Source organism: Paraburkholderia aromaticivorans (assembly GCF_012689525.1).
Lineage (GTDB): Bacteria > Pseudomonadota > Gammaproteobacteria > Burkholderiales > Burkholderiaceae > Paraburkholderia > Paraburkholderia aromaticivorans_A.
Genome location: NZ_CP051515.1, coordinates 1,059,686 through 1,085,511, shown reverse-complemented (window position 1 = coordinate 1,085,511; position 25,826 = coordinate 1,059,686). Strand labels below are relative to the sequence as shown.

The following is a 25,826-nucleotide window of genomic DNA, read 5'->3' as shown; positions in this document are numbered from 1 at the left end:
AGCATCGGGCGTATCGACGACGCACAGCAAAGGCCATGGATGAATGAGCGCGCCGTTGTCGAACGCGTTGCGCACCTGCTTCAAGTCACGGCGTGGACGGCCGGTCCGTGTCATACAAACGGTCCGGGATGAACAGCGCGGTCACGCCACTCAGGAAGAACACCGCGCCGACCACGAGGAAGCCCAGACCGATGGAGAACTGTGTGGCCAGGAAGCCGATCACAATGGGCGCCGCACCCGAGCAGAAGCGGCCCAGGTTATAGGAGCCACCCACAGCAGTGCCGCGGATGGAAGTGGCGAAACTCTCGGACATGAACGTGCCGATCGTGCCCAGTGGTACGCCGTACAGAAACCCGAAGAAAAGCATGAGAACGGCAATGTTCTCACGCGTATGCCAGAAGATGATCACCGGCAGAAAGAGCGCGGCACCCACACAGCCGAGGACATACACGCCACGCCGGCTCCAGCGGTCGCCCAGCCAGCCGGCGAAGATCTTGCCGATGAACGCGACTACGTAAGTCCCGATCATGTATCCCGTCAGCGCGCCGAACTTGATATGCAGTTCTTTTTCAAGGTACGTCGGCAGCCAGTTATTCAGGCCATAGAACCCGGAAAGAATGAACACCGAGGCCAAGGTCCACAGGATAAACAGGGTTCGCGTCTGTCGATTGCTGAAAATCACGTGGTAGCGGCTGTCGCGCCATCGGCGTTGGCTTGTACGCTCGACGGCGTGGCTCGCCTGCCAGCTAGCCGGCTCGGGCACCGCGAACTTGATCGCCAAAGCAAACACCACGGGTATCGCCGACACGTAGTACAGCGTGCGCCAGCCGTAGTGCGGCAAAATCCAGCTGCTCAGCGCAATGACCACGATATAGCCGGCCGAAATGCCGGTCTGCAAGGCACCCAGAATCAGCGAGCGCCGTTCCGTGGGCACGTATTCGGCAACGAGCGTCGTGACCAGCACCATGGAGCCGATGCCCAACGAACTGATGAAGCGGACGATCGCGAATTCCACAAAGCTGTGCGTGAGCCCAAGCAGCCCCGCGCCGAGCGAAAAGAGCGCCAGCGCCCAGACCACCACCCTCACCCGCCCTATGCGATCGCTCGCCCAGCCGCCGACAATCCCGCCGACCGCCATGCCTAACAACGTCAGGCTGCCCAATGCTCCGGCCTGGACATTGCTCAGCCCGAAGTCGTCTTTGATGCGCGTCAGCGTGAGGCCGTACATCATGACATCGGCGCCATCGGCCATGAGCGCAAGATAACCGAGAATGAAAACAAGCAACCAGCGGCCTTGCGACCCGGAAGTCTGGCTCACCGGCGACGTTGTCGCAACACGTTGGGTAGTGGTCATGTCAGAGCGCAGTCAAGCTGCTGGCGGATATCGTATGGCGCGCAATGAGAGCGGGAGCCAGGAAGGAACCAATCAGTAATCCCAACTCTTCATGTCTCGTCGTGTACCACCTCTCCTGATGCGTCAGGTTCATCGTGCCGATGCACACGCCGTCGTACGCGATCGGAATGTTCAGTATCGATCCGAGGCCCATCCCGGTCATCACGGTGTGATCGTCGAACGCTTCGCGGATGCCCTGTGCGGTTTCCGCGCGAAATGGCTTGAGGTCGAGCAGGATCTGTTTGGCCCACGGCGTGCCGTGTTTCTTCTTGCGCCCGCCAACCGGATAGACGTCGGGCATGTTCGTATAGACGCGCTCCACCTCCTGGTTTTGCGCATCGTAGGACATGATCGTGAACAGGCTGAAGCCGATTGCGCTTGCCGCTACTTCATGAACCGCACGGAAAATCGCCATCGGCTGACCCTTGATCCGCATGGCCTTCGCGAGTTGCTCAAGGTTCGACATGTTCAGCGCTTGCGGGGTGGGCGGCGCAGTTTCGATCCGGATGCCTTGCATGGTCTGTATGGGAAAGTTGGCAAATCACGGCATTCAGCCGTGTATTTCAGTGGAATTGAGCGGGCCTCGAACATCCTGCGCGCGACCGAATTCCTCGGCCTCGATGTCTTCGAGCGAGCGGTTGCGAGTCTCGATACCCAGGAAGAAAACTACACAGGCCCCGATGAGCAGAACCGTCGTGGTCATCGCGAACACGCCCAGGAAACCCAGCACGGGATAGACGAGGCCGACCAGAATGGGAGCGCTCACCGAGCCGATGCGGCCAAACGATGACGACGACCCAGTGCCGGTCGTGCGCACTGCGGTCGGGAATACTTCCGGGGTGTACGCATAGACGCCTGCGAACGCACCGTTCATGAAGAACGACAGGCATATGCCCGCGACCATGATCCCGATGCCCGTGTGAGAGAACGCAAGCGCGATCGCCGCTATGCCGCCCAGCAACATGTACGATGCGACCACCGCCTTCCGCCCGATCCGTTCATTGAGCCAGGCGGCCGAGAAATACCCCGGAATCTGCGCCCCATAGATCGCGATGGAATAGCCGAAGCTCTTCGTCATGGTGAGACCCTCTTTGAGGAGCAAGCTCGGAATCCAGGAGAAGAACGAGTAGTACGCGAATGCCACCGAGAACCACATCAGCCAGCTGACTGCCGTAGTGCGCGCGAGTCGCGGCGACCACAACGTCAGCACGTTCTGCAATGCGCTACCGCTTGCACGTGCCGATGCGGGAAGCACGCCGACGGAGCCGACAGGCGGAAGATGAATGCCTCTGCCGGCAAACCATGACTCGATCGTGCTCACGATCCGGTTCGCTTCATCCGTTCGGCCCTGGCTCTCGAGCCATCGTGGCGACTCAGGCAGCGTCCTGCGCCACCAGAGCAGCATGACGACGGGCAGCGACGTCACCACGGCGAGGTAGCGCCAGCCATCGACATAGTTTCGCACCACGACGAAGCCGAGGATGGATGAGCTCAGATAGCCGAACGACATGAAGCCGACCAGCGCGCCGCAAAACATCCCTCTGTAGCGACGCGGCACGAATTCCGCGAGGAATGGCGCGATCACCACGGTCTCCGCGCCGGAACCAAATCCCGCGACGATGCGCAGCGCGAAGAACGTGTGCCAGTCCGTAGCGGCCGCGCTCGCGAGCGACGCGACACAGTAAATCGCCAGCGCCGTCATCATGATGCGCCGACGGCCGATCAGATCGGCGAGTACGCCTGACAGGAAGGCGCCGAAGAAGTACCCGATATAGGTGCTGCTCGCCACGAGGCCTGTTTCGGCGCTGCTCAGGTGCCATAGCTTGCTCACGACCGGCAGCAGAAACGCGAGCGACGATGAATCGAGTCCATCGAACAGATATCCCAACCCACCAATGAGCAGGAGTTTCCGATGAAAGCCCGATAACGGAAGTCTTTCAAGACGAGCGGCTACGGCAGACACGGTAACTTTCTCCCTGAAGGAATGGACACGATCTCCGCCACGCCGAGGTTATCGCCCAATTGCGTAGGCCTGCATCTGGCGAGGCGTCGCTGCACCACGCATCAGACCGTTTCTGATCCCGACCGCGCAGACGCGCCCGAGCGACCAGGGCTCGGCCACGGTCAGGTCGTGGCCACGCGCGCGCAATTCGGCAAGGGTACTTTCCGGAAAACGTGACTCGGCGGACATCTTGCCGAGATGCATCGCGCGCGGGTAAAACGAACCCGGAAAGTGTGCAGTCTGGAACGAGGGCGAATCTGCGGCTGCCTGAAAATTCATGCCGGCGTGCACGTGTTTGAGGAAGAGCTGGATCGACCATTGATCCTGCTGATCCCCGCCGGGCGTGCCGAATGCGGCGTAGGGCTTGCCGGCGCGGGTGACCAGCGTCGGCGACAGCGTCGTGCGCGGACGGCGCCCCGGCCCGAGCGACGAAGGCAAGCCCTCTTCCATCCAGAACATCTGCGCGCGCGTGGTGACGTTGAAGCCGAGACCGGGCACCGCCGGCGACGCCTGCAGCCAGCCACCCGACGGCGTGGCCGACACCATGTTGCCCCAGCGGTCGACGACATCGAGATGAACCGTATCGCCTCGCAGTTCAGGCAACGGCGCGAAGGTCGGTTCGCCCTGGCCGAAGCCGCCGGACTGTTCCTTTCCAGCCAATGCCATGATGCGCGCGGCGCGCTGCTCGCTGTCGCCCAGCCTGCCAGGACGAAAATCCAATGACGCCCGGCGCGGGTCGATCAGCCGACGACGTTCGTCGTTGTAGGCGTCGCTCAGCAGCACATCCATGGGTACGTGCGCGAATGCAGGATCGCCGTAGAACACCTCGCGATCGGCGAACGCAAGCTTCGAGCACTCGATGATCGTATGCACGAAATCCGGTCCCATCGGATCCATGGCCGCGAGATCGAAGCCTTTGAGCAGCGCGAGCTGCTGCAGGAACATCGGCCCCTGGCCCCACGGGCCGGTCTTGTGGACACGGAGGTCCCCGTAGTCGTACGAAACCGGGTCTTCATAGGACGGTTCCCAGCGAGCGAGGTCGCCGGCGTCGAGCAGGCCGCGGTTGCGCTGACCCGACGTGTCGAGAACGGCCGTCGAACCAAAATACTGGTCGATGGCATCAGCCACGAAGCCGCGATAAAAAACCTCGCGGGCGCGTTCGCACTGTTCGCTGCGGTCACGCCGGGTATTCGCTTCTCGCAGAATGCGCTTATACGTGTTCGCAATGGCCGGGTTGGCGAATAACTGGTTTGGCATTGGTGCGTCGCCGTCGCGCAGCCATTGCTCGGCCGATGTCGTCCATTCCGTCCGGAAGAAATCCTTGATGGCGAGGATCGATGAAGTCATGCGCGGCAGCACCGGGTAGCCGTTTTCCGCATAACCGATCGCGTAGCTCAGCACGTCCTCGAGCGGCAACTGGCCGTAATCGCGCAGCATGGCCATCCACGCGCCAAATGCACCGGGCACCACGGCAGGCAGCAGTCCCGTACCCGGCACGACTTCCAGCCCTAACTTCCGCATGCGCTCGATGGTCATGCTCGCGGGCGTCACGCCCTGCCCGCACAGCACGCGCACGCGGTCTTCGCGCGCGCTGTAGAACACGACCGGCAGTTCGCCGCCCGGACCGTTCAGATGCGGCTCGACGATCTGCAGAACAAAACCGGCAGCGGCGGCGGCATCGAATGCGTTACCGCCTTTCTCAAGCACGGCCATGGCCGACGCACTGGCTAGCCAGTGCGTGGAAGCCACCATGCCGAATGTGCCGATCAGTTCCGGGCGGGTTGTGAACGACATGCGCTGCTCCTTTGCGATCGCGGGCGACTGGCGACTGAACCAATCGCGATAGGTACGAATTAAACAAACCATAAAAATACTACCAAAGCCAGTAAATTTCAGGTGATGCTAACCCGAAATCCCCCAGCAATATACCGGGTCAAAAAAATTTCAGGAAACTGCGCGTCGCGCCGCGCCAATTCTGCTACCGTTGATACCAATGATCATTGGTTCGGTTGAAGAAAATGGAACAGACGGCATTGGAAGGATTGCTCGGCTATATCGCCGACCATCAACTCAAGGACGGCGACGCGCTGCCGCCCGAAAGAAAGCTGGCCGAAGACCTTGGCGTCAGTCGGAGGGATCTGCGCTCGGTGCTGGCTTCACTGGAGGCGTCGGGCCGGGTGTGGCGCGGTGTCGGGCGCGGCACTTATCTGGGCGCGCGGCCGCTGAAGTTTGGTCCCACGCTGCGTGGACTGCGCGCGGGAACCAGTCCGGCGGATATCGCCGAAATGCGGCTGCTGTTCGAGCCCGCACTCGCGGAACTCGCCGCAACGAAAGCCAGTTGGGACGATCTGCTGGAACTGGAAAAGTGCGCGCGTAAAAACGCTGCCGCGAAAGACGACGAAGAGTGGCAGCAATGGGATCATCGCTTTCACTTGCTGATTGGGCAGGCCACCCGCAATCCCGCACTGATCGCGCTGATGGAAGTCATCAACGGCATGCGCGTCAAACCGGACGTGCGTGAGAAGACGGCGGCCCAGGAGACCCGGCAGTATTTCGCCCAGCAGCATCAGGCTGTCGTCAATGCCATGAAAGCGCGTGATGGAGAGACAGCGGCCCGCTGCATGCGCGAGCATCTGCTGAGCGTTCAAGGGCGGGCATCGGGTAAGGCGAGCTGATTTTCGTGAAAGCCAGACTGCCGGGGCCGGGGCCGGGACCGCACGCGCAAGGTTCAGTACGCGCCGATAGCGAGGACGCGCACTGAACGGCAACTGTTTCAGTGATGCGTATTCACAGCCAGAACTTCAACCGTGCGAGCGCCGCCTCGACCCGGTCTTTTGCACGAAGTGCATTGCGTCGCGTTCGATCGCCGCGGGCAACTCAGCCTTCAATAATTCGACCCACGCGCGCGTCTTGGCTTCGAGAAAACGTCTGGACGGCATCAACACGTAGACGCCATGTTCCGGCGAGCGCCATTGAGGCAACACGTGCACGAGCTCGCCCTTGCGTATCTGGTCCACCACCGCAAAGCCCGGCAGCATGGCAATGCCCAACCCGCTGCATGCCGCGTGCAGAACCGCCTCCGGATGATCGCCTACCAGGGGCCCTACCGGTTGAATCGAATGCGTGCTCTTACCGTTGGTCAATTCCCAATGCGCCGTCGATGAGGAATTGACGAGCCGCAGAGCGGCGTGGTCGCCCAGATCATCCACGGACTTCGGGGAGCCATGCCGCTTGAGATAGTCCGGCGAGGCGCACAACACGCCGTGAACCGCCCCTAGACGCTGCGCAACAATGCTCGAATCCGGCAATTTCCGAGTGACATACACGCTCACGTCAACGCCTTCCGCCAACAGATCCGGCACGTATTGCGAGGCACTGTATTCCACCGTGACCGAGGGATACATCGCGCAATACTTTGCCACCAGCGGTACCACGTAGCGATCGCCAAAGCTCGCCATGCAGAGCACTCTCAGCCGGCCGCCCGGCTGGATGCGTGCGCCGCTTGCCTCGCTTTCGGCTTCCGTCACCAGTTCAAGAATCGTCCGGCATTGGTTGGCGTAGCGCTCGCCCGCCGTCGTGACCGACATGCGCCGCGTCGTTCGCTGAAGCAGCTTGGTCTGCAGCCGGTTCTCCAGCTCGGAAACGAGCCTCGACACCTGTGCCGTGGTCAGCTCCATCTGCACGGCCGCCGCCGTGAAGCTTCCGGCGTCGACGACCCGCACGAACGCTGTCATGGCGTGCAGCACTCCGTAGTCCAGATTCTTGCGCATGACGTAACAATCTTTTGGATCAGACGGTATTTTCGCACGAAGGACGAGTAGTTAGGATCAGTGCGTACGTCGTTGCAAGACAACAAGTTGCCATCTGGAGCACTAACCCATGTCGATGAATTTCAGACTGCCGGTCGAGCCGGCTGCCGCGCAGATCCACGCTCAACTCGAAACGATGAAGCGCGCCCATCTCAAAGACGGCCCGCCGACGGTCGCGCTGCGCAAAGACCGCATCGATCGTGCAATCGATCTGCTGCGCTCGCACAAGGACGCGCTCGTCGAGGCCATCAACGCGGACTACAGCTGTCGCGGCAGGCAGCAGACCTTGCTCGCCGATATCCTGGCGTCGGTCGAGGGATTGCGTTTCAACCGCGAGCATCTCGACGCATGGGTGAACCAGCCGGCGACAACGGAACCGTTCCCTGGCGTCAAGGCGCGCGTCGATTATCAGCCGCTTGGCGTCGTGGGCATCATCAGCCCGTGGAATTTCCCCATCGTGCTCGCATTCGGGCCGCTAGCGGGTGCCTTCGCGGCGGGCAACCGGGTGATGCTCAAACCGTCGGAACTGACGCCCGCGACATCGGAGCTGCTGGCCGAGCTGGTCGCGCGTTACTTCGACAGCGATGAATTCACCACCGTGCTTGGCGGCGCTGAAACAGGCGCGGCGTTCAGCGCGCAGCCGTTCGATCATCTGGTGTTCACAGGCAGCACGCAGGTCGCGCACCACGTCATGCGCGCGGCATCGGAAAATCTTGTGCCCGTGACGCTGGAACTGGGCGGCAAGTCGCCGGTGCTCGTCGGCAAGGACGCGGACCTGCAACGCGCGGCACAGCGCGTCCTCACGGTGAAAACCTTCAATGCTGGGCAGATCTGCCTTGCGCCGGACTATGTCCTGATTCCCAGGAACCGCGTCCGCGAGTTCGTGGAGCAGGCGGAGGCGGCGGTATCGCAGATGTATCCGACCATTCGCGCGAATCCCGACTACACGGCGATGATCAACACGCGCGGATTCGAGCGCCAGCTCGCGCTCGTCGAGGACGCCCGTCAGAAAGGCGCCAGCATCGCGAGCCTGGCGCCTACGGGCGAAGATCTTTCCGACCCTGCCGTGCGCAAGATGGCGCCCACCCTGATCACCGGCGCCACCGACACCATGCGCGTCCTGCAAGAGGAAATTTTCGGCCCGGTGCTGCCCGTGGTGACCTACGAGACGTTCGACGAGGCGCTGGCCTATATCAATGCACGCGCGCGTCCGCTGGCGCTCTACTACTTCGGCGACGACGCGGCGGAGCACGAGCAGGTATCGACGCGCACCACGTCCGGCGCGCTGGTCGTCAATGATGCGATGACCCACGTGTTCTTCGACACGCTGCCGTTCGGCGGCGTGGGTGGATCTGGCATGGGCCACTATCACGGCGAATATGGCTACCGGGCGTTCAGCCATGCGAAACCCGTTGTGTTTCAAAGCGCGGGCGGCGAATCGAATCTGCTGATGCGAGCGCCTTATCTGGCGGCTTCGGAAGCGGCTGTCAACAGCATGATCGACGCTTGAGATTTGACGCAGGAATAGCACACGGAGTTTTCCATGCCAATGACACATGTTTACATGCGCAAGGGTCAATCTGCGCAATTCCGCACTGCCGTATTGAAAGGCATTCACGCATCGCTCAACGAAGCGCTGGGCGTGCACCCGGAAGCCTTCTTCATGACCGTCAGCGAACATGAAGAGGCCAACTTCCTCGCGAACATGACGTTCCCGTTCGAACGGAGTCCGGCCCTGCTGCTGATCCAGATCACGCTGACCGTCGGCCGCACAGCCGACGACAAGCAGCGCTTCTACGAACACCTCGTCAGGAAGCTCCAGGCCGACCCGGGCGTCGATCCTGTGGATGTCTTCATCAACATCATCGAGGTGGCCAGTGAGAACTGGTCGCCAGGAAACGGGCTGGCAGGACGCGGCGCCGTCATTCGCAGCGCCGATACACCGGTGTCTTCCACCGGCCGGTAACGCCGACACGCGGTCTACTTTTTGTTATCCGTCCATTCGATCCGGAGTCGCCATGCAGAAGCAGTTCACCATTCCCCTTTCGCCCCGAGGTCTTTCGAGTATCGCGCCCCCGCCGCCCTGGCACTATTCCGGCGACTTCCTCCTGGTCGAATTCTGGGCCGACCCGGCCGCGGCGGCCGCCGTGCTCCCCAAAGGCCTGAGTATCGATCCAGCTTCGCCGGGCCATGCAACGGCGCTGTTCATCGATTGGCAATTCACCGCGCAAGACGACGAACTCCTCGACCCGGCCCGTTATCAATACCGCGAGTTTTTCATTCTGATCGACGCCCTGTACGACGGAAAGCCTGTTTCGTACTGCCCGTATATTTTCGTGGACAACGATTCGGCCATGATGCGCGGCCTGATTCAAGGTTTCCCGAAGCGCTACGGGCAGGTGTATCAGACGCGTTCATTTGCTGCACGGAGTCCGGCGGCTGCGCCGGTCGCGGCGGGCACCCGCTTCGCCGCCACGGCGTCCGCGTCCGGACAGCGGCTGGCGCGTGCCGAAGTCAAGCTCGAGCAGGCAGTCGCCGACGTGTCGAAGCTCGGCATCGCTGGTCGGCCGGTTGTCAATCTGCGCTACTTCCCGCGTCTCGCGGCAGGCGAGCATCAAACACCGGCCGTCAACGAACTCGTGATGTCCATCATGGACAACGCGCAGATCGCCGACGTGTGGTCTGGAGAGGGCAAGCTCTCGTTCCCGCTTGCCGAAGGCGAAGAGATTTCGGATCTGCAGCCGGTGCGAGTGGGAGCGGGCTTTCGGGGCTCCATGGCGTACAGCGTGACGGACCTGAAAACGCTGGTCGATAACACGAAATAAAACTGGACAGGCCGACCGAGGGCCACGGTACTCCCCGACGGAAACTGGGAAGTGCCTTCCAACATGAGAGCGCGTAGCGTGGCGGCTTTTAGCCGCCACGCTTCATTGTTGATACGTACCGGGACTGCTGCACATGGCCAACCTCACCGACACGTCCGCAGCCATGCGGACCAACCCGTGGTTCTGCGCGTTGCCTGCGGAGGAACAGGAGGCGCTGATGCGGCAAAGCGAATTGATGACGCTCCACCCCGGCGAATATCTGTTCCGCCGCGATGACGCGCCGATTGCCTTCTACGGAATCCAAAGCGGCCGGCTCAAAGCATTCACACTGCGTGAAGACGGCAAGGAAGCGATTCTCGCCGTCATTGAAGCGGGCAACTGGTTCGGCCAGACCTCCTTGACGAGCGGGCAGCCTCGCCCACGCGATGTCGTGGCGCTCGACCGGTCGACTCTCTTCGTGGTCGGGGCCGCCGCTTTCGAAGCGTTGATGCAGAGCACCGCCTTTGTTCGTGCGATCGCCGGGTTGCAGTCGATCCATATGAACTGGCTCTATCGCATGGTGGAAGACGCCACGCTGCACTCGACACGCGCGCGCATCGCCCGACGCCTGCTGCTGCTCGCTTCAGGCGACGTGTCGTGCGAGCCGCAGTGTCGCCGCGAGCTGAGCCTCTCGCAGGACACGCTGGCCATGATGCTCGGCATCACACGCCAGACGCTCGCCCTGGAACTCAAGACCCTGGCCGAACAAGGCGCGATCGTGCTCCGTTATGGTCGAATCGAAATATGCTCGAAAGAGATTCTCTCGTCCTTTCAGGATTGCGTTTGATCGCGCCAATGAACAGATCAGCGGGAACGCTCGCCAGACTCGCGAGCGTTGTGCATCCCTCCTAGAACAGATGCCGCAAGCCGGCAGTCACGCCCAGTTGCGTGGTCTTATAGGCCGAGCTCACTGCGTTGATGCCCTGGAATTGCGCGCCGACCATGCCGCCCCGGTACAGTGAATAGTCGGCTTCCAGATAGATGTCCGTACGTTTCGACAAGTTGTAGTCCCCAAGCAGCTGGAACTGGGTCGCGTTTCCGTCCGCGGGTTGCGTTTTTCCGGTCTGCGTCGTGCGCCACACGTTGGCGGACAGGTGTGTCGCGAGACCTATCTGCTGCGTCACGCCGCCAAAGAACATCTGCCGCGAGGTGAACGCGTTGAATTTCAGCGCGGTCAATGCGGGCGCGGAAAACGGGCCATTCGGGAAGTTACCGACAAAGCCGGCGTCCTGCCGGTTCACAACCCAGCCGGCGCTCACCGTGGTGCTGTCGAACGCATACGAACCGCCGGCAGTCCACGACTTGAGATGGGCCGATGCATTCACCGCGTCGCGCGAGTCAAGATAAGCGACCGCCAGGTTCAGTGGCGCGGCAGGCAGATACAGGAGAGACGCGCCAATCTGGCTCCCCGCGCCGAAGTGGCCTGCCGCGCCGCCGAACGCATACGAAACTTCGGCCGTCAGGTACTGCCAGCGCGCCGCGTACTTGACCATGTTGCTCGTCCATACGCCCTGCGCCATCGTGACTTCCGGCCGGAACTGATAGAACGTCGGCAGCCAGCGGTTCGTCACGAATGCATCGAGAACCGCGTCGGAGAGCGGATTGATCTGACGCCCCAGCGTCAGCTTGCCGAAGGTGTCCGACTGCAGGCCGACAAGCGCCGTGTTGAAGAACGGATAAGCGGGGTCGGTTGCCCCCGAGTTCGGAAAGAAGCGGTTTTCGATATCGAAGATCACCTTCGTGCCGCCGCCAATGTCTTCCGCGCCTTTTATTCCAAACAGGCTCTCGCTTTCGCCGTTGGCGAGTTGAAACTGCGAATCGCCAGCGGGATTCGCATGCGTGGTATAGCGAACGCCGGCATCGACAAGCCCGTAAAGCGTCACCGACGACTGCGCATTCGCCGAAGCGGAATACAGCGCCGCACTTGAAATAACGCCCGCGAGCATGATCGGCACACATTTGCGCGGCCTTGCCGAACCGATCTTTATTTGCTCGCTCCGATCACGCATTCGCGGAACGGCGTTACCGAGCAGTCTCCTTTTCTTCCTCATCCCATCACTCCAATATTCTGATTATGCTGTACTACGAAACAAATTGATCGAATCAGCCGCCTTGATATGTCGCGTTCAAGGCGTACGACGTGTCGACGGTCTCCGTCGAGTAAAAGCGGTTTTGCTGTGAGGCACGGCGCCCTGAAGGCCCTGGCCTTGATGTGTGACCGGCTTCGTTATCGAACGTTATGCCCACGGCTACACGTTGCCCTGGAATGCCGGCTACGACTGCCAGAAAACTTACATTTCACGCAGATCCGGCCAGGACCTGCTTACGATTGCGCAAAACCTCTCGAAGCCAGAATCTCCGGGCCGACCGCGCCGATATCGGCATATCCGCACAGCGCCATCGTCGTATCGAGTTCCGCGGCGATGATTTCCAGACTTCTTCGGACACCCGCCTCGCCCGCCGCCGCGAGTCCATAGAGAAACGCCCGGCCGATCATCGTGCCGCGTGCACCGAGGGCCACGGCCTTCAGGACGTCTTGTCCCGTCCTGATGCCGCTGTCGAACCACACCTCGACGCGCTCGCCGACCGCTTCCGCAATCGACGGCAATGCCTCGATCGTCGACACCGCGCCATCGAGCTGGCGGCCGCCATGATTCGAAACGACAATGACGTCCGCGCCGGCGTCGACCGCGCGAAGCGCGTCGTGCGTGTCGAGAATCCCCTTCAGGATCAGCTTGCCGTTCCAGCGCTTGCGGATCCATTCGATGTCCGCCCATGTCACGGTCGGATCGAACTGATCTCTCACCCAGGAAGCCAACGAAGACATATCGTCGACACCCTTGACGTGGCCGACGATATTGCCGAAGTGGCGCCGCTTCGCTCGCGCCATGCCCCAGGTCCAGGCCGGCTTGCTCGCCATGTTCAGGAGGTTGTTCAAGGTCATGCGAGGCGGCGTGGACAGACCGTTGCGCACGTCCTTATGGCGCTGACCGCCCACCGGCAGGTCCATCGTCACGACCAGTGCGGTGCACCCAGCGCTTGCGGCGCGCTGCATCAGCTGCTCGATGAATGCCCTGTCCCGCATGACATAGAGTTGAAACCAGAAGGGGCTGGGGACGCTCCGGGCGACGTCCTCGATCGAGCAAATGCTCATGGTCGACAAGGTGAACGGCACACCAAAACGCTGCGCCGCGCGCGCCGCGAGAATTTCGCCGTCGCCTCTCATCATTCCGGCGAGCCCGGTCGGCGCGAGCGCGACCGGCATCGCGACCTTGCGGCCGGCCATCACGGTCTCGAGACTTCTTGCGTCGATATTGACGCCCACGCGCTGGCGTAATCTGATTTGCCGTAGATCGGCTTCGTTTGCGTGATAGGTCGACTCGGTGTATGAGCCTGAGTCGACGTAGTCGTAGAACATGCGCGGCACGCGCCGGCGGGCCGCTGCGCGCAGGTCTTCGATGCATGCGATTGGGTCGGGCATTGTCTCACTCCAGTTGTATCGAAGCGATACTACTGGCCGCCCGCTCCTTATCCCGCGAAATCTGTTCCGGTGAAACGCGAAAGATATTCCGACGATGCCCGGTTCGCACGCGCACAGATGTCGACCAGCCAGGCGGCAATGTCGGCCGCAGCGCCTTGCGCGGCATGCGGCATCAGATAGTACGGCGGCACGGGGCACGCAATGTCGGGAAACAAGGGGACGAGTGCCCCCGTTTCCAGCCATGCCAATGCAAGCGTCGGCCTTCCGAGCGCGATGCCTTGCCCGCTTGCCGCCGCCTCCAGCAACAAGCCGAGATCCATCAGCCGTGGCCCTGTATCAGGCTCGCTCCAGTCGAGACCCGCGGCGCGCAGCCATGGCGTCCACGGCTCCAGTGAGGTCCGCAAAAGCCGCACACTCGCCATGTCGGCGGGCTTAAGTAATGGTTCGACACGCGTCAGAAGCGACGGCGCGATCAGCGGCGTTACGCGATCTCGCGTCAAGATCGTGCATCCCGCCTCGACGGGCTCGCCGCCTCGAATCCAGAGATCGGTATCGCGGGGCGGGCTGTCCGTATCCGGCACGCTCAGGACCAGTTCCAGTTCGATCGACGTGTACCGGTCACTCAATTCGTCGAGCCTGGGCGCGATAATCTGGCGCGAAAACGTGGGCGGCGCGCAGAGGCGCAAGCGCTGCTTGCGTCCGTCATCGAGCCGATGCAACGGCACCGCCGACAGCAAACGAAGCGGCCCCGCGACCTGTTGAAGGTAGTCCTTGCCGGCATCGGTCAGCACCAGCGTTCTTCCGCTTCTGTCCAATAGCTGAATGCCGAGCAGTTGCTCGACCGCGGCAACGCGCTTGGCAACCGCGCTTCCCGTGATGCAGAGCGCTTCGCCGGCGCGCTCGAAAGTGCCATACCGCGCCGCGGCTTCGAACGCCAGCAGCCCATCCAGAGAGGGAAGGCGCAGACGGGAAATGCTCATATCCGGTAGCCCATCCAGACGATTCAGAGAAAGAATAGTCACAGCCTCGCACGGCGCGGTCTCGTTGTCGATAGCCGCTAAAGCTCTCAGGCAGGCCGACGCTGGCCGGTACGTTCGGCATTCAGGGCGGTTATCTCGACACCACGACGGGCATCAAAGGCCAGGTCGGCGCGAAGCGCTTCACCCGCGTCGCCGGCATCGGCAAGGACACCGCCGGCAACCTCTAAGTGCTCAACAACCCTTGGGGCGGAAGCTGGGACCTCGGCCGCAACGGCGGCACCGACATTCATGCGTATAGCAGTGCCGGCAACCTGCGATGGACGCTTCAGTCCCTCAACCTCGAGGGCGACGCCGCCCCGGACCCGGCCACGGATGGCGCCTTGTTCTATCGCGGCACCAACATCTGCACCGGCAGCGCTGGCGGCGCCTTCGTCGCGAACACCGTCGATCCGTTCGCCTATCCGTCGGACCCGCGCATCAACATCAACGATCGCTCACGGGATGAGCACTTCGCTCAACTTGCCACCGTCGGCGCCAACCGGATCCTCGTGGCGTCCGGCCAGAATCCCGATATCTTCTACTTCTTCCACTTCAATGCTGCGAACGGCTACATCGCCATACCGGACGCCACGCTTCCCGGTACGGCGTTCAAAACGACCGCATTGGTCAGGGACGGATTCTGCATCGACAGCACTCATGGGTATCCGCTCGTTCGCAGTTTGACGGATGCAATTCGTTCAGGTGGCTGCCGGGATTGCGAAGTTTGCTTTGGCCCACGCGGCAAATTTCGTCGGCTGCTGGCCGGCGACTTTGACCGCGAGTGCGGTCGCGTCGTGCGAATCCGAGCCGAGATACGTGTGCGCTTCGAAGTAGGCGAGCATGGCCGCGATACCGTCGGCGTGCGGAAACCAGCCGGCAAAAACCTCGCGTGGGACTTGCTTGAACGAGAGCGAGTTCCCTTGTTGATTCAGGGTGGCGACGATCTCGTTGAAACTCAGGAAATCGCCGACCATCGCCAAATGTTCGCCACGCCCCGCGAGTTCCGGCTGCGCGAACGCGCCGGCCACGAGGCGGCCGAGTTCGGTAATGTCGCCCATATGGATGACGCGTCGCTCCGGATCAAGCGGCAGCGCCCAACCCACGGCACCATCCGGTTGTTTCTGCGGAGCCATCAGGCCGATCAGGTTTTGGTAATAGAACGGCGCGACCACGAACGTGTGGTACGCAAATCCGGCCTCGCTCACGATGGGTTCGATTTTCGCCTTGGTCGTGAAGTGCGGGACATTGATCGCGCCGCCGGTGATCGTCTCCACATTGGGAAGCGTCGACCAGATGAAGTGCTGGACGCCGGCGTCTTTCGCGGCGTTGATCGCCGCGATCGCCTGCTTGGGCTCGTCTGCTTGTGCTTCCCAGGAATTGGTCACCAGGAAAACGCCGTGTGCTCCGGCAAAAGCGGCCTCAAGCGTTTCCGGACGATTGAAATCAGCTAGAACGACTTCGTCACCCAGCTTTGGATGCCCGGCCGGATTGCGCGTCAACGCGCGCACTTTGAATTGACCGCTCGCCTGCAGCGCGCGCACAACGGCGCCGCCTTGCTGGCCGGTTGCGCCCACGACGGCGATGAGCTTTTGCGTGTTCGACATGGTTGTGCTCCAAGGGATATTTGGGTGGACGGTGCTAGCTCACGCAGCGAGCGCGGCGGTCTCTTTCTTTGCAGAGGCGATCGCCCCACTGCGTGCGTCCTCACCCATCGCCACGCCTTCGGCGCGAATGAAGCTGATGTCCGTGATGGCAAGAAAGCCGAAGGCCGCCTTCAGATAGGTTTCCTGATGATCGAAGAGAGCTGCGGGCGAGCCTTCGCTGTAAACGCCGCCGCGCGATGAAGCGATGACCAGCTTCTTGCCCCCGCATAGTCCGACCGGGCCGTGCTCGCCGTAGCTGAACGTCTTGCCCGCGACAGAGATGCGGTCGATCCAGGCCTTCAGTTGAGAGGGCACGCCGAGGTTGTACATCGGCGCACCAATGACCACGATGTCGGCGGCCAGGAAGTCTTCGAGCGCGACCTGGCCCGCGGTGACGTCGGACTTCAATGCCTCGTCGACCGTAGCGCCTTGCGCGGCCGCGAGGTGTGCTGCCGTTAAATGCCCGATCGGCGTGGTGGCAAGATCGAGATAGGTGACCGCAAGCTCAGCATGGTTGCCCCGGAAGGTCGCGACTACATCCGCTGACAGATCACGGCTGACCGAGGCTTGCCCGAGGATGCTGGAATCTACGTGTAGCAGTTTCATAAGACTTATCTCCGAACGGGATTACTGCTTCAGCGCTTCGGCCGAGATGAGCAGCCGGGTCTTCATACTGAAGCCGTACGTCTTGCCAAAGTCGACACCGAAGTCGCTGCGATCGAATTCGCCCACCGCGTCGACGCCGCACACTTCGCGCTTGAGCATCGGATGTTGCATGCACTTGAACGAGTCGATTTTCAGCGTCAATGGCCTGGTCACGCCATGCATCGTCAGATTGCCGACGATAGAGACCGGCTTGTCGCCCTTGAACTTGAGCGCGCCCTTGTAGGTTGCATCCGGAAACTTCGACGCGTCGAAGAACTGATCCGACTGCAGGCTCTGGTCGAGCTTCGTGCTACCCGTGTGGACCGACGCAATGTCGGTCGTCACTTCAACGGCGCCAGTCTTCGCCGCGCGATCGAGCGTCACCGTGCCCTGCGACTTGTCGAACTTGCCACGCCAGACCGACAGGCCGCCGATGTGGTCGGCCTCGAAACTCGGGTACGTGTGGTCCGGATCAAGCTGGTACGTCGACACGTCCGCGAATGCCGAAAACGACAGCGAGGCGGCGAGTGCACCAGCCGCAATCATCAGATGCTTCTTCAAATCAATTTCCTTGAAATCGTTAAGTTGCGGCGCCCGTGCAAGGCTTCAGGTGGTGCAATGCCACCGTGGAGCAGAAGAATGAGTTTTTACGACCGCCTCTTGTGGAACACCTCAAGTATGGGGATTAAATACGCTTCACACTAGATGGTAAGATGGGATTGGATTAATCCATTTATGGAGTAATAACATGCTCGATCTGAATGATCTGGCAATGTTCGTTCAGGTAGTTCGCGCCGGTAGTTTCTCCGAGGCGGCGCGGCTTCTCCGGATGCCGGCAAACACGTTGAGCCGGCGCATCGATAAACTCGAAGGGCAACTTGGTACACGTCTGCTGCATCGCTCGACACGCAAACTCGCGCCGAGCACGGAAGGTCAGGCGCTGTTCGAGCGCTATGCACCCGCGCTTGACCAGATCTTCGAGATCGGGCGGCTCCATGCGGATGAGCAGGCACCGTCCGGCTCGGTTCGCGTGGCCGCGATGGCCGGCCTGTTCGAACTCATCGGGATGGAATGGCTGGTCGAGTTTTACGCACGCTATCCCCACATCAGCCTCGAGTTTCTGCTCGACGATACGCCGACCGATCTGATTTCCGAGCGCATCGATCTTGCCTTGCGCATGGGCATCGAGACCGGTAGCGGCTTTAAGGTACGTCGGCTCGCTCCGAGTGCCATGATCCTCGCGGCGAGTCCTACCTATCTGAAACGGCGCGCTGCACCACGCACGCTGCGTGAACTGGCCGAACACGACTGTCTGACGATTTCTAATCGCCAAGGTCGCAACGCGTGGCGTCTGCAGGGTCCACGCGGTAGTCAGGAAGTCTCGATCAACAGCCGGTTCGCGGTCAACGACATGCGAGTGCTGGCGGAGGCATGTATAGCTGGACTGGGTATTGCGCTGCTGCCGCAGCTAATAGTTGAGCCAGTCATGGCGAAGGGGAAACTGGTGCGCGTGCTGCCGACCTATCGGCGCGCGAGCACCGGCCTCGGTCTGCAGCTCGTCTACACGAGCCGCCCGCCGGTGCCGCCCGCAGTGGCCGTCTTCGCCGAGTTTATTTCGGAGAAGCTCGGCGAAGCGATGACAAACTCCTCGCAGAGCCATGCCAGCCGATAAGTTCGTCACCTTATCCGTGGTACGCGAAGCGTAAGAGTCGATTCACCGCTGGACAGATCATTTCACGCTCATTTCAGTGATGAGAGGGATCAAGCCGGTGCCGGCCGGTGGCAAGGCCTGCATAGCGACGGCGCCGTCGTTCACGCCCGATGCGTTGGTCTGCCGTCAGCGATTTTACGGCCGCTATAAGCAGCCATTTCACAGACTCGTCTCTCCAGGCACCGCGCGTACCCGAATGATCGTCACCAGCTCGACGCCGATGCCGACCCTGCATGTGCCTGTGAAATTAAGGGGGTTAAAAAAACAGCCGACAGGTCGCTGTCGCAGCGCAGCAATGCCTAATTCCCAAATCCATTAGAGCTGACAGATTCAACTGGTTTCTGCGGCTTGCTCCAGCCAATGCGACACGAGAGCTGCGGGTCCATGCTCGCGCAACCGGCCGACGAGGCGGCGAACCTGCCGCGTCGTCAGCCTGAGCCGTTCCGCCGCGCGCCACGGTTTGAGCTTGCCCTCGGCGACGTCCTGAATGACCTTGCGCCCGTCCAGTTCGCGCATCGTCATGCGTTATCCGTTCGGTCGCAGCCATCCAGGCCGCCCGCGTCGGATCGCCGGCGGCCGGTCAGCTTACGCTGCGAAAAAGCGTTCGTTTGAACTAACGCCTTGCGCGATCGCCTTGCGGGACTACATTTAATCGATATCCGTCAAGATCATAGGGCGTGATACGAGCGGTGAATCGCGGAATGCGTCTGTGGCGGTGACATAAAAGGAGATACCAAATGGCAGAGATAGATAAGGAAGGCGTCGTAGCGGTGCTGAACCGGATTCTCGAGTCCGAGTTGGCCGGCGTCGTTCGATATACGCACTACTCGTTTCTTGTTTTCGGATTCGGACGCATTCCGATCCGATCCTGGCTGCGCGAGCAGGCCGACGAATCGCTGTTGCACGCACAGCAGGTCGGAGAGTGGATCACCACACTGGGCGCCTATCCGTCGCTTGCGATCGGTCCCCTCCTCGACTCGCACACATTCGATATCTCGTCGATCCTCCGCGAATCGCTGCAAGCCGAGAACCTCGCGCTGGCGCTTTATCGTGAACTGCTCGCGCTGGTCGAAGATCGCTCCGTCGCACTCGAGGAGTTCGCCCGTCAGATGATCCAGGTCGAAGAGATGCACGCGGGCGAAGTCGACAAGATGCTGCGCCGCCCTGGAGAGGTGACGACGTCAGCCGAACGCCAGACGGGCCAACCCTGATCAAGCGGACCATGACGGCATGTGCGTGGCGCGCCCCGCACGGTGGCGCGCCCCGTCGGCCTATCTGGCTGGAAGACCCAGCATTTCGCGCGCCTGGGCAGCGCTCGCCACCGGCCGGCCATATTCGCCGCACAATGAGGCCACCCGCGCAACCAGTTGCGCGTTGCTCTTCGCCAGCGTGTCCTTGTCCCAGCGCACATTGTCTTCCAGACCCGTGCGGCAGTGGCCGCCCAGTTCGAGAGTCCAGTGATTGACCTCCAACTGATGCCGTCCGATACCCGCAGCGGTCCACGTTGCATCCGGCAATACCGCCTTGAGTTGTTGCACCTCGAACTCAAGAATCTCGCGACGCGCGGGCAACGCGTTTTTTACACCCATCACGAACTGAACGTGCACAGGCGGTTTCAGCAGCCCTTGTTGCACGAGGTCCACTGTGCTGTACAACATCGCCAGATCAAAGATCTCGATTTCCGGTTTGACATCGTGGTCGAGCATCATTTTCGCAAGCGCACGCACGAAGTCCGGCGGATTTTCATAGACGGTAGTCGGAAAATTGACAGAACCGGTTGCGAGCGATGCCATATCCGGGCGCAGATCGAGCATCGCGCCGCGTTGCTCGAACGAACGGCCACGACCGCCTGTCGAAAACTGGATGATGATGTCAGGGCAGTGCTTCCGGATGCCCTCCTGGAGAGAGGCGAAACTCGACCGGTCGGAACTGGAGTTCTCCTGCTCGTCACGCACGTGCAGATGAACAAGCGATGCTCCGGCTTCGTACGCTTCGTGCGTGCTTTCAACCTGCTCGGCGATCGTGATCGGCACAGCCGGGTTGTCCTTCTTGCGCGGAACAGAGCCAGTGATGGCAACGGAGATAATGCACGGTTCGCTCATGGCTCACACTCCAGTTCTAGATTTCCGTTCCGCCTATATGGCGAGCGATCTTGACCGTGTGCCCGGCGAAATGCCCGTACACCACGTGTTCCAAGTCTAGTTCAAATGCGCGCGATGAGGACCGCGCACCTGGGTACAGACGGAACGCGAGAACGCCCGTCGGCTCGTCCGCGTTACCACAACTCATCAGCGTGCGTCCCGTTGAGATGGCATCTGAACAGCAAGAGGTAGCTGCCCTTGCGTGATCTGGTCCGATGCGCTGTCACTAATGGTGGCCTCATGGAAAGACCGGCTGGTGCCAGCCGGCCGGCCCCAGCGTGGCGATCAATCTGGTAGCGCTATGCCGCCAGATTCTCCTCGTCGCTATCTATCCTCCGGCAGGCCCAGGGGAAACCCCCAAGGCAACGAAGCCACCCCCACCAGCCCGTCCCGCCATGCTTTCAGCGTTCACCTCACGAGATCGTTACCCTTGGGATAACAGACGCGTCCCCAACGTGCTTGAACCCGAGTTTCTCGCTCCCTAGACTCACCTCATACCTAGAGCGAGATCACACATGTCCAGTCAAAGTCCGTCTCATTCCCGCTGGGCCACGCGCCGCGCGGAAAAGCATCGCCGCATCGCGAGCGTCGCCTCGATCGCCGACGGCGTCGTGCTACCTTCCGACCGCATCGTCGAAGTCCTGCAAACCTTGATTGCATCGGGCGACCGCGTCGTCGTCGAGGGTAACAACCAGAAGCAGGCCGACTTTCTGTCGCGCTCGCTCGCCAAGATGGATCCGGGCGTCGTCAGCGGACTGCACATGATCATCCCGGCCGTGAGCCGCGCCGAACATCTGGATATCTTTGAACGTGGCATCGCCAAAAAGCTCGATTTCGCATTTGCTGGCGCGCAAAGCCTGCGCATCTCGCAGTTCCTTCAGGATGGCATCCTGGAAATTGGTGCGATCCATACTTACATCGAACTGTATGCGCGCCTCTACATCGATCTGACGCCCAATGTCGTGCTGGTCGCAGGCTACAAGGCGGACCGGCAAGGTAATCTGTACACCGGACCGAGTACCGAAGACACACCCGCCCTCGTCGAAGCTGCGGCGTTTCGCGACGGCATCGTGATCGCGCAGGTCAATGAAATCGTCGACGATCCGAAAGATCTGCCGCGCGTCGATATCCCCGGTTCGTGGATCGATTTCGTGGTTCAGTCCGACAAGCCTTTCTTCATGGAACCGCTGTTCACGCGCGACCCGCGCCTCATCACGCCGATTCACGTGCTGATGGCGATGATGGCGATTCGCGGCATCTACGAGCGGCATCAGGTGCAGTCGCTCAACCACGGCATCGGCTTCAACACCGCGGCGATCGAACTCATCTTGCCGACCTACGGAGAAAAGCTCGGCCTGAAGGGCAAGATCTGCCGGCACTGGGCGCTGAACCCGCATCCCACGCTGATCCCCGCGATCGAAACCGGGTGGGTTGAAAGCGTGCATTGCTTCGGCGGCGAGATGGGCATGGAAAACTACGTCGCGCAACGGCCGGACATCTTTTTCACGGGCCGCGACGGGTCGATGCGTTCCAATCGCGCGATGTGTCAACTCGCGGGACAATACGCGGCCGACATGTTCATCGGCTCGACGTTGCAGATGGATGGCGAAGGCAACTCGTCGACGGTGACCCACGGCCGGCTGACCGGCTTCGGCGGCGCGCCGAACATGGGACACGATCCACACGGCCGCCGTCACGCCACGCGCGCGTGGCTCGACCTGCGCCAGACCGACAGCCCGCTCGAACGCGGCCGCAAGCTCGTCGTGCAGATGGTCGAGACGTTTCAGGCAGGCGGCCAGCCGAGCATCGTCGACTCGATCGACGCCGTCGAAGTGGGCCGCGAATCCGGCATGGCGCTCGCGCCCATCATGATCTATGGCGACGACGTCACCCACGTGCTGACGGAAGAAGGCATCGCGTATCTCTACAAGGCGCGCTCGCTCGAACACCGCAAGGAGATGATCGCCGCTGTTTCCGGCGTCACGCCCATCGGCATGAGGAGCAGCCCGGACAAGCTCGCGGCGCTGCGGCGCGACGGCTTCGTCGCGCTGCCCGAAGATCTCGGCATTCACCGCAACGAGGCGAGCCGGTCGCTGCTGGCGGCAAAAAGCATGGCCGATCTGGTGGACTGGTCGGACGGACTATACGAGCCGCCCGCACGTTTTCGGAGCTGGTAATGCGCAAGAATTTTGCCATGGCTCTCGCGACTGATCGCGAACCGCAAACGGAAACGACGGCCCCGCTCGCCGGAAGGCCTGCCGAAAGATTCGCCGAACGCTTTACCGAACGACTCGGCGCGCACGTCACGGCGGCGCTGATCGACGAAGTCACGCTCGCGCCGAAGCCCGGCCTCGTCGATTTGCGCAGCCGTGGCGCGCATCACGACCTCGATTGGCAACTGATGTGCGTGTCGGCCCACGCGCTGACGCCGACCTTCACCGACATGGCACGCTCAGGTATCGATACCCGGCCGATGCTGGCGCTTCGCGAGCGCATCGGCGCTCAAGGCCGCGAAGGCGAAGCCCGCATGCTCGCGGCGACGCGCGGCGTGAACACGCATCGCGGCGCGATCTGGGCGCTCGGACTGCTCGTGACGGCCGCCGCGCGTGAACCGGCTGACCTGTCGCCCAAGCAGGTAGCCGCACGCGCCGGAGCGATTGCGCGCCTGCCCGACCGTCACGCGCCTGCGCTGACCGGTCACAAGGGCGAACAGGCCTGCGTCGATTACAACGTCGGCGGCGCGCGAGGTCAGGCGCAAGCGGGCTTTCCGCACGTCATCGAGATGGCGTTGCCCGAACTCGCACGCTCGCGACTGCGCGGCGACAGCGAAACAGCCGCCCGCCTGAACGCGCTGCTCGCTGTCATGGCGAGTCTCGACGACACCTGCGTGCTCGCACGCGGCGGACGCAGCGCGCTCGCCGAAACGCAAAACGGCGCGCGGCGCGTGCTCGAACACGGCGGCGCTGCGACGCTCGCTGGCCGCCGTCATCTGAAGGCGCTCGACGGGCGGCTCGTCGAACTGCATGTGTCGCCCGGCGGCGCCGCGGATCTGCTCGCCGCCGCTCTCTTTCTCGACAGGCTTCAGGACCAGGCCCGTCACACGACCAGGATATAGGAAAGCAAATGGAAAACATCGTCCTTGAATTCCCTGCGGGCCAGCCCGCTCGCGGCCGCGCGCTGGCAGGCGTCGTCGCGTCCGGCGATCTCGAAGTGCTGCTCGAAACGCACGTCGAGCATCGCACCGTAGTGAACGTCACGACCTCGGTCGACGGCATGGGCCGCGTCTGGGAAGCCGTGCTCGCGCGCATCTTCAGCGACAGCTCGCTGCCTGCGGCGAAGCTCGAAATCAACGATTTCGGCGCGACACCGGGCGTCGTGCGCATGCGCATCGGGCAGGTATTCGAACAACTGGGTCAAACGGGCGGAGCGTAAAGATCATGGAAACGGAGGAAATGCTCAAGCGCGAAAGCTTCATTGAATTGAGCGCGCGCGACCGCGCAAAGAAGCTTCTCGACAAAGGCACGTTCACTGAGTTGCTCGATCCGTTCGAGCGCATCAGATCGCCCTGGCTCGCGCGCCAGGGCATCGTGACCCAGGCCGACGACGGCACCGTTGTCGCGAAGGGAACCATCGACGGCCAGCCCGCCGTCGTGCTCGGCATCGACGCGGGCTTCCAGGGCGGCAGCATGGGCGAGGTTTCCGCCGCGAAGATCGCCGGCAGCCTCGAACTCGCCGCCGAAGACAACCGCAACGGCATTCCGACGCGCGCCGTGATTCTTTTCGAAACCGGCGGCGTCCGCTTGCAGGAGGCGAACCTGGGGCTCGCGGCTATCGCGGAGATCCACGCGGCGATCGTCGATTTGCGGCGCTACCAGCCGGTGATCGGGATCACGGCGGGACCGATCGGATGCTATGGCGGCATGTCGATCGCGGCCGGCTTGTGCAGTTGCCTGATTGCGACACGCGAAGCGCGCCTCGGTCTGAACGGGCCGGCCGTGATCGAGCAGGAAGCGGGCATCGCGGAATTCGATTCGCGCGACCGGCCGATGATCTGGAGTTTCACGGGCGGCGAACAACGGTATCGCACAGGGCTCGTGGATGTGTACGTCGGCGACGACACTAGTGCGATCCGCGCCGCTGTGATTGAGCGTTTTCGCGCGGGACGTCCAGAAGCGTGCCGCAGCGAACGGGTTGCGGGCTTTCTGCGACGGCTCTCCGAAATCGATCCGGGCGAGCAAGCCAGCCCGGAAACGGCAGCCGCCATTTACGGCAAGGGATTCCAATCATGAGCACCAAAGAGCTTTCGAAGCGCGGCGCTGTCTGGCTGGATGCGCTCACCTTCAGTGCCCCGTTGCAGGCAGACTACCCGCCTTCGGTCCGGGTCGTCGATGCACGGCTCGGCGACCATCCGGCGCGTTTCATTGCCGTCGTGCCGGACCCGGACAATCCGTTTCCGCGTGCCCGCAGCGGCGAGGTCGGTCTCGTCGAGGGATGGGAAATTGCGCGGGCGGTGCGCGAAGTAGTCGACGCCGATGCTGAGCGCCGCGAGAAGCGCGCGATTGTCGCGGTGATCGACGTCGCGAGCCAGGCTTATGGCCGACGCGAGGAAGCCTACGGCATCCATCAGGCCCTGGCAGGCGCCGCCGACGCGTACGCCAGCGCGCGCCTTGCCGGCCATCCGGTGATCGGGCTGATCGTCGGGCGTGCGATGTCGGGTGCTTTTCTCGCCCATGGCTACCAGGCCAACCGCCTGATCGCGCTGGAGGATCCGGGGGTCATGGTTCACGCAATGGGCAAGGAGTCCGCCGCGCGCGTCACGCTGCGCTCGGTCGCCGATCTCGAAGCGTTCACGGCCCGCGTGCCGCCGATGGCCTACGACATCGACAGTTATGCGTCGCTCGGCCTGCTGTGGAAGCTGCTGAAGGTGACCAACCCCGACGCCCCGACGGGCGCCGATCAATCCCTCGTCGAAAAAACGCTGCAAGCCGCATTCGACGACATTCGCGCCGATCCGTCGCGCGGCCTGGGCAGCCGGCTTGGCAGCGAACACCGCGCGGCGTCGGTGAAAGTGAGGCAGAAGCTGCGCGAACAATGGCGCTGAATCCGCGGCGACGCGAG

Annotated in this window: 25 protein-coding genes and 1 pseudogene; 13 read left to right on the top strand and 13 right to left on the bottom strand. The window is 62.1% G+C overall.

Annotated elements, in window-relative coordinates; translation table 11 throughout:
* Positions 1-85: 85 nt before the first annotated feature.
* From HF916_RS16760 to HF916_RS16745, 4 genes are read right to left on the bottom strand one after another with little or no spacing between them, the layout of a single operon-like run.
* Positions 86-1,354, bottom strand: coding sequence for an MFS transporter (locus HF916_RS16760; RefSeq protein ID WP_168790005.1), 1,269 nt, complete (start codon positions 1,352-1,354; stop codon positions 86-88).
* A 1-nt stretch (position 1,355) separates the two neighbouring features.
* A complete protein-coding gene (locus HF916_RS16755) occupies positions 1,356-1,910 on the bottom strand; it encodes a GAF domain-containing protein (protein WP_206001901.1) in 555 nt (184 codons plus the stop codon).
* A 33-nt stretch (positions 1,911-1,943) separates the two neighbouring features.
* Positions 1,944-3,356 (bottom strand): MFS transporter, encoded by a 1,413-nt coding sequence (locus tag HF916_RS16750; RefSeq protein WP_168790004.1) that lies wholly within the window; start codon positions 3,354-3,356, stop codon positions 1,944-1,946.
* A 48-nt stretch (positions 3,357-3,404) separates the two neighbouring features.
* Entirely contained in the window at positions 3,405-5,189 is a 1,785-nt protein-coding gene (locus HF916_RS16745) for a gamma-glutamyltransferase family protein (RefSeq protein WP_168790003.1), read from the bottom strand.
* A gap of 224 nt (positions 5,190-5,413) precedes the next feature.
* On the opposite strand from HF916_RS16745, the gene HF916_RS16740 reads away from it, so the two are divergent.
* Complete coding sequence (locus HF916_RS16740; RefSeq protein WP_168790002.1) at positions 5,414-6,070, top strand: FadR/GntR family transcriptional regulator; 657 nt, start codon at positions 5,414-5,416, stop codon at positions 6,068-6,070.
* A 126-nt stretch (positions 6,071-6,196) separates the two neighbouring features.
* Here HF916_RS16740 and HF916_RS16735 read toward each other — a convergent pair whose 3' ends face one another.
* Positions 6,197-7,165: a LysR family transcriptional regulator gene (locus HF916_RS16735; RefSeq protein WP_168790001.1), complete on the bottom strand. Its 969-nt coding sequence runs from the start codon at positions 7,163-7,165 to the stop codon at positions 6,197-6,199.
* A gap of 109 nt (positions 7,166-7,274) precedes the next feature.
* On the opposite strand from HF916_RS16735, the gene HF916_RS16730 reads away from it, so the two are divergent.
* The 4 genes from HF916_RS16730 (at position 7,275) to HF916_RS16715 (ending at position 10,855) form a co-directional block, all read left to right on the top strand.
* Positions 7,275-8,714 carry a coniferyl aldehyde dehydrogenase gene (locus HF916_RS16730; protein ID WP_206001900.1) on the top strand — a complete coding sequence of 480 codons (1,440 nt, stop codon included), beginning with the start codon at positions 7,275-7,277 and terminating at the stop codon, positions 8,712-8,714.
* 33 nt (positions 8,715-8,747) lie between these two features.
* Positions 8,748-9,170: a tautomerase family protein gene (locus HF916_RS16725; RefSeq protein WP_168790000.1), complete on the top strand. Its 423-nt coding sequence runs from the start codon at positions 8,748-8,750 to the stop codon at positions 9,168-9,170.
* A 52-nt stretch (positions 9,171-9,222) separates the two neighbouring features.
* Positions 9,223-10,029 carry an acetoacetate decarboxylase family protein gene (locus HF916_RS16720; RefSeq protein ID WP_168789999.1) on the top strand — a complete coding sequence of 269 codons (807 nt, stop codon included), beginning with the start codon at positions 9,223-9,225 and terminating at the stop codon, positions 10,027-10,029.
* Positions 10,030-10,162: 133 nt separating this feature from the next.
* Positions 10,163-10,855 (top strand): Crp/Fnr family transcriptional regulator, encoded by a 693-nt coding sequence (locus HF916_RS16715; protein ID WP_240975563.1) that lies wholly within the window; start codon positions 10,163-10,165, stop codon positions 10,853-10,855.
* Between the two features lie 61 nt (positions 10,856-10,916).
* Here HF916_RS16715 and HF916_RS16710 read toward each other — a convergent pair whose 3' ends face one another.
* The 3 genes from HF916_RS16710 to HF916_RS16700 all read right to left on the bottom strand — a co-directional run bounded on the left by HF916_RS16710 (position 10,917) and on the right by HF916_RS16700 (position 14,529).
* On the bottom strand, positions 10,917-12,014 hold the full coding sequence (locus HF916_RS16710; protein WP_168789998.1) for a porin: 1,098 nt from the start codon (positions 12,012-12,014) through the stop codon (positions 10,917-10,919).
* 377 nt (positions 12,015-12,391) lie between these two features.
* The gene (locus tag HF916_RS16705) at positions 12,392-13,549 is read right to left on the bottom strand and encodes an alpha-hydroxy acid oxidase (protein ID WP_168789997.1); all 1,158 of its coding nucleotides are present in this window, start codon (positions 13,547-13,549) and stop codon (positions 12,392-12,394) included.
* Between the two features lie 47 nt (positions 13,550-13,596).
* Positions 13,597-14,529 carry a LysR substrate-binding domain-containing protein gene (locus HF916_RS16700; RefSeq protein ID WP_168789996.1) on the bottom strand — a complete coding sequence of 311 codons (933 nt, stop codon included), beginning with the start codon at positions 14,527-14,529 and terminating at the stop codon, positions 13,597-13,599.
* An 83-nt stretch (positions 14,530-14,612) separates the two neighbouring features.
* On the opposite strand from HF916_RS16700, the pseudogene HF916_RS16695 reads away from it, so the two are divergent.
* Positions 14,613-15,230, top strand: a pseudogene (locus HF916_RS16695) (SMP-30/gluconolaconase/LRE-like region family protein); the annotation flags it as partial.
* A gap of 36 nt (positions 15,231-15,266) precedes the next feature.
* On the opposite strand, the gene HF916_RS16690 reads toward HF916_RS16695, so the two are convergent.
* Genes HF916_RS16690 through HF916_RS16680 form a run of 3 tightly spaced genes read right to left on the bottom strand, consistent with a single transcriptional unit; the run spans position 15,267 to position 17,417 of the window.
* Complete coding sequence (locus HF916_RS16690; RefSeq protein ID WP_168789995.1) at positions 15,267-16,172, bottom strand: NmrA/HSCARG family protein; 906 nt, start codon at positions 16,170-16,172, stop codon at positions 15,267-15,269.
* Between the two features lie 39 nt (positions 16,173-16,211).
* A complete protein-coding gene (locus tag HF916_RS16685) occupies positions 16,212-16,817 on the bottom strand; it encodes an FMN-dependent NADH-azoreductase (RefSeq protein ID WP_168789994.1) in 606 nt (201 codons plus the stop codon).
* 21 nt (positions 16,818-16,838) lie between these two features.
* The gene (locus tag HF916_RS16680) at positions 16,839-17,417 is read right to left on the bottom strand and encodes a YceI family protein (protein ID WP_168789993.1); all 579 of its coding nucleotides are present in this window, start codon (positions 17,415-17,417) and stop codon (positions 16,839-16,841) included.
* A 187-nt stretch (positions 17,418-17,604) separates the two neighbouring features.
* On the opposite strand from HF916_RS16680, the gene HF916_RS16675 reads away from it, so the two are divergent.
* The gene (locus tag HF916_RS16675) at positions 17,605-18,528 is read left to right on the top strand and encodes a LysR family transcriptional regulator (RefSeq protein WP_168789992.1); all 924 of its coding nucleotides are present in this window, start codon (positions 17,605-17,607) and stop codon (positions 18,526-18,528) included.
* A 369-nt stretch (positions 18,529-18,897) separates the two neighbouring features.
* Here HF916_RS16675 and HF916_RS16670 read toward each other — a convergent pair whose 3' ends face one another.
* Complete coding sequence (locus tag HF916_RS16670) at positions 18,898-19,089, bottom strand: helix-turn-helix domain-containing protein (RefSeq protein ID WP_240975562.1); 192 nt, start codon at positions 19,087-19,089, stop codon at positions 18,898-18,900.
* Positions 19,090-19,304: 215 nt separating this feature from the next.
* Between HF916_RS16670 and HF916_RS16665 the strand changes: the two genes are divergently transcribed.
* The gene (locus HF916_RS16665) at positions 19,305-19,778 is read left to right on the top strand and encodes a ferritin-like domain-containing protein (RefSeq protein WP_168789991.1); all 474 of its coding nucleotides are present in this window, start codon (positions 19,305-19,307) and stop codon (positions 19,776-19,778) included.
* A gap of 60 nt (positions 19,779-19,838) precedes the next feature.
* Here HF916_RS16665 and HF916_RS16660 read toward each other — a convergent pair whose 3' ends face one another.
* Positions 19,839-20,669 (bottom strand): 3-keto-5-aminohexanoate cleavage protein, encoded by an 831-nt coding sequence (locus HF916_RS16660; protein ID WP_168789990.1) that lies wholly within the window; start codon positions 20,667-20,669, stop codon positions 19,839-19,841.
* A 554-nt stretch (positions 20,670-21,223) separates the two neighbouring features.
* On the opposite strand from HF916_RS16660, the gene mdcA reads away from it, so the two are divergent.
* The 5 genes from mdcA to mdcE are packed head-to-tail and all read left to right on the top strand — an operon-like array spanning position 21,224 to position 25,809.
* On the top strand, positions 21,224-22,885 hold the full coding sequence (mdcA, locus tag HF916_RS16655) for a malonate decarboxylase subunit alpha (protein ID WP_168789989.1): 1,662 nt from the start codon (positions 21,224-21,226) through the stop codon (positions 22,883-22,885).
* 17 nt (positions 22,886-22,902) lie between these two features.
* The gene (locus HF916_RS16650) at positions 22,903-23,823 is read left to right on the top strand and encodes a triphosphoribosyl-dephospho-CoA synthase (protein ID WP_168792040.1); all 921 of its coding nucleotides are present in this window, start codon (positions 22,903-22,905) and stop codon (positions 23,821-23,823) included.
* A gap of 8 nt (positions 23,824-23,831) precedes the next feature.
* A complete protein-coding gene (locus tag HF916_RS16645; protein ID WP_168789988.1) occupies positions 23,832-24,140 on the top strand; it encodes a malonate decarboxylase subunit delta in 309 nt (102 codons plus the stop codon).
* 5 nt (positions 24,141-24,145) lie between these two features.
* Positions 24,146-24,997: a biotin-independent malonate decarboxylase subunit beta gene (locus tag HF916_RS16640; RefSeq protein ID WP_168789987.1), complete on the top strand. Its 852-nt coding sequence runs from the start codon at positions 24,146-24,148 to the stop codon at positions 24,995-24,997.
* Entirely contained in the window at positions 24,994-25,809 is an 816-nt protein-coding gene (gene mdcE, locus HF916_RS16635) for a biotin-independent malonate decarboxylase subunit gamma (protein ID WP_168789986.1), read from the top strand. Before HF916_RS16640 ends, mdcE begins: the two co-directional genes overlap by 4 nt.
* Positions 25,810-25,826 lie beyond the last annotated feature (17 nt).

What these genes read in the sequence shown, in the direction of transcription:
- HF916_RS16730 (WP_206001900.1), top strand. Translation starts at nt 7,275, where the DNA reads ATGTCGATGAATTTCAGACTGCCGGTCGAGCCGGCTGCCGCGCAGATC.
- HF916_RS16660 (WP_168789990.1), bottom strand. Translation starts at nt 20,669, where the DNA reads ATGAGCGAACCGTGCATTATCTCCGTTGCCATCACTGGCTCTGTTCCG.
- HF916_RS16745 (WP_168790003.1), bottom strand. Translation starts at nt 5,189, where the DNA reads ATGTCGTTCACAACCCGCCCGGAACTGATCGGCACATTCGGCATGGTG.
- HF916_RS16665 (WP_168789991.1), top strand. Translation starts at nt 19,305, where the DNA reads ATGGCAGAGATAGATAAGGAAGGCGTCGTAGCGGTGCTGAACCGGATT.
- mdcA (WP_168789989.1), top strand. Translation starts at nt 21,224, where the DNA reads ATGTCCAGTCAAAGTCCGTCTCATTCCCGCTGGGCCACGCGCCGCGCG.
- HF916_RS16735 (WP_168790001.1), bottom strand. Translation starts at nt 7,165, where the DNA reads ATGCGCAAGAATCTGGACTACGGAGTGCTGCACGCCATGACAGCGTTC.
- HF916_RS16755 (WP_206001901.1), bottom strand. Translation starts at nt 1,910, where the DNA reads ATGCAAGGCATCCGGATCGAAACTGCGCCGCCCACCCCGCAAGCGCTG.
- HF916_RS16675 (WP_168789992.1), top strand. Translation starts at nt 17,605, where the DNA reads ATGCTCGATCTGAATGATCTGGCAATGTTCGTTCAGGTAGTTCGCGCC.
- HF916_RS16740 (WP_168790002.1), top strand. Translation starts at nt 5,414, where the DNA reads ATGGAACAGACGGCATTGGAAGGATTGCTCGGCTATATCGCCGACCAT.
- HF916_RS16720 (WP_168789999.1), top strand. Translation starts at nt 9,223, where the DNA reads ATGCAGAAGCAGTTCACCATTCCCCTTTCGCCCCGAGGTCTTTCGAGT.
- HF916_RS16710 (WP_168789998.1), bottom strand. Translation starts at nt 12,014, where the DNA reads ATGCTCGCGGGCGTTATTTCAAGTGCGGCGCTGTATTCCGCTTCGGCG.
- HF916_RS16715 (WP_240975563.1), top strand. Translation starts at nt 10,163, where the DNA reads ATGGCCAACCTCACCGACACGTCCGCAGCCATGCGGACCAACCCGTGG.
- HF916_RS16725 (WP_168790000.1), top strand. Translation starts at nt 8,748, where the DNA reads ATGCCAATGACACATGTTTACATGCGCAAGGGTCAATCTGCGCAATTC.
- HF916_RS16690 (WP_168789995.1), bottom strand. Translation starts at nt 16,172, where the DNA reads ATGTCGAACACGCAAAAGCTCATCGCCGTCGTGGGCGCAACCGGCCAG.
- HF916_RS16650 (WP_168792040.1), top strand. Translation starts at nt 22,903, where the DNA reads ATGGCTCTCGCGACTGATCGCGAACCGCAAACGGAAACGACGGCCCCG.
- HF916_RS16640 (WP_168789987.1), top strand. Translation starts at nt 24,146, where the DNA reads ATGGAAACGGAGGAAATGCTCAAGCGCGAAAGCTTCATTGAATTGAGC.
- HF916_RS16760 (WP_168790005.1), bottom strand. Translation starts at nt 1,354, where the DNA reads ATGACCACTACCCAACGTGTTGCGACAACGTCGCCGGTGAGCCAGACT.
- HF916_RS16705 (WP_168789997.1), bottom strand. Translation starts at nt 13,549, where the DNA reads ATGCCCGACCCAATCGCATGCATCGAAGACCTGCGCGCAGCGGCCCGC.
- HF916_RS16670 (WP_240975562.1), bottom strand. Translation starts at nt 19,089, where the DNA reads ATGACGATGCGCGAACTGGACGGGCGCAAGGTCATTCAGGACGTCGCC.
- HF916_RS16645 (WP_168789988.1), top strand. Translation starts at nt 23,832, where the DNA reads ATGGAAAACATCGTCCTTGAATTCCCTGCGGGCCAGCCCGCTCGCGGC.
- HF916_RS16700 (WP_168789996.1), bottom strand. Translation starts at nt 14,529, where the DNA reads ATGAGCATTTCCCGTCTGCGCCTTCCCTCTCTGGATGGGCTGCTGGCG.
- HF916_RS16685 (WP_168789994.1), bottom strand. Translation starts at nt 16,817, where the DNA reads ATGAAACTGCTACACGTAGATTCCAGCATCCTCGGGCAAGCCTCGGTC.
- mdcE (WP_168789986.1), top strand. Translation starts at nt 24,994, where the DNA reads ATGAGCACCAAAGAGCTTTCGAAGCGCGGCGCTGTCTGGCTGGATGCG.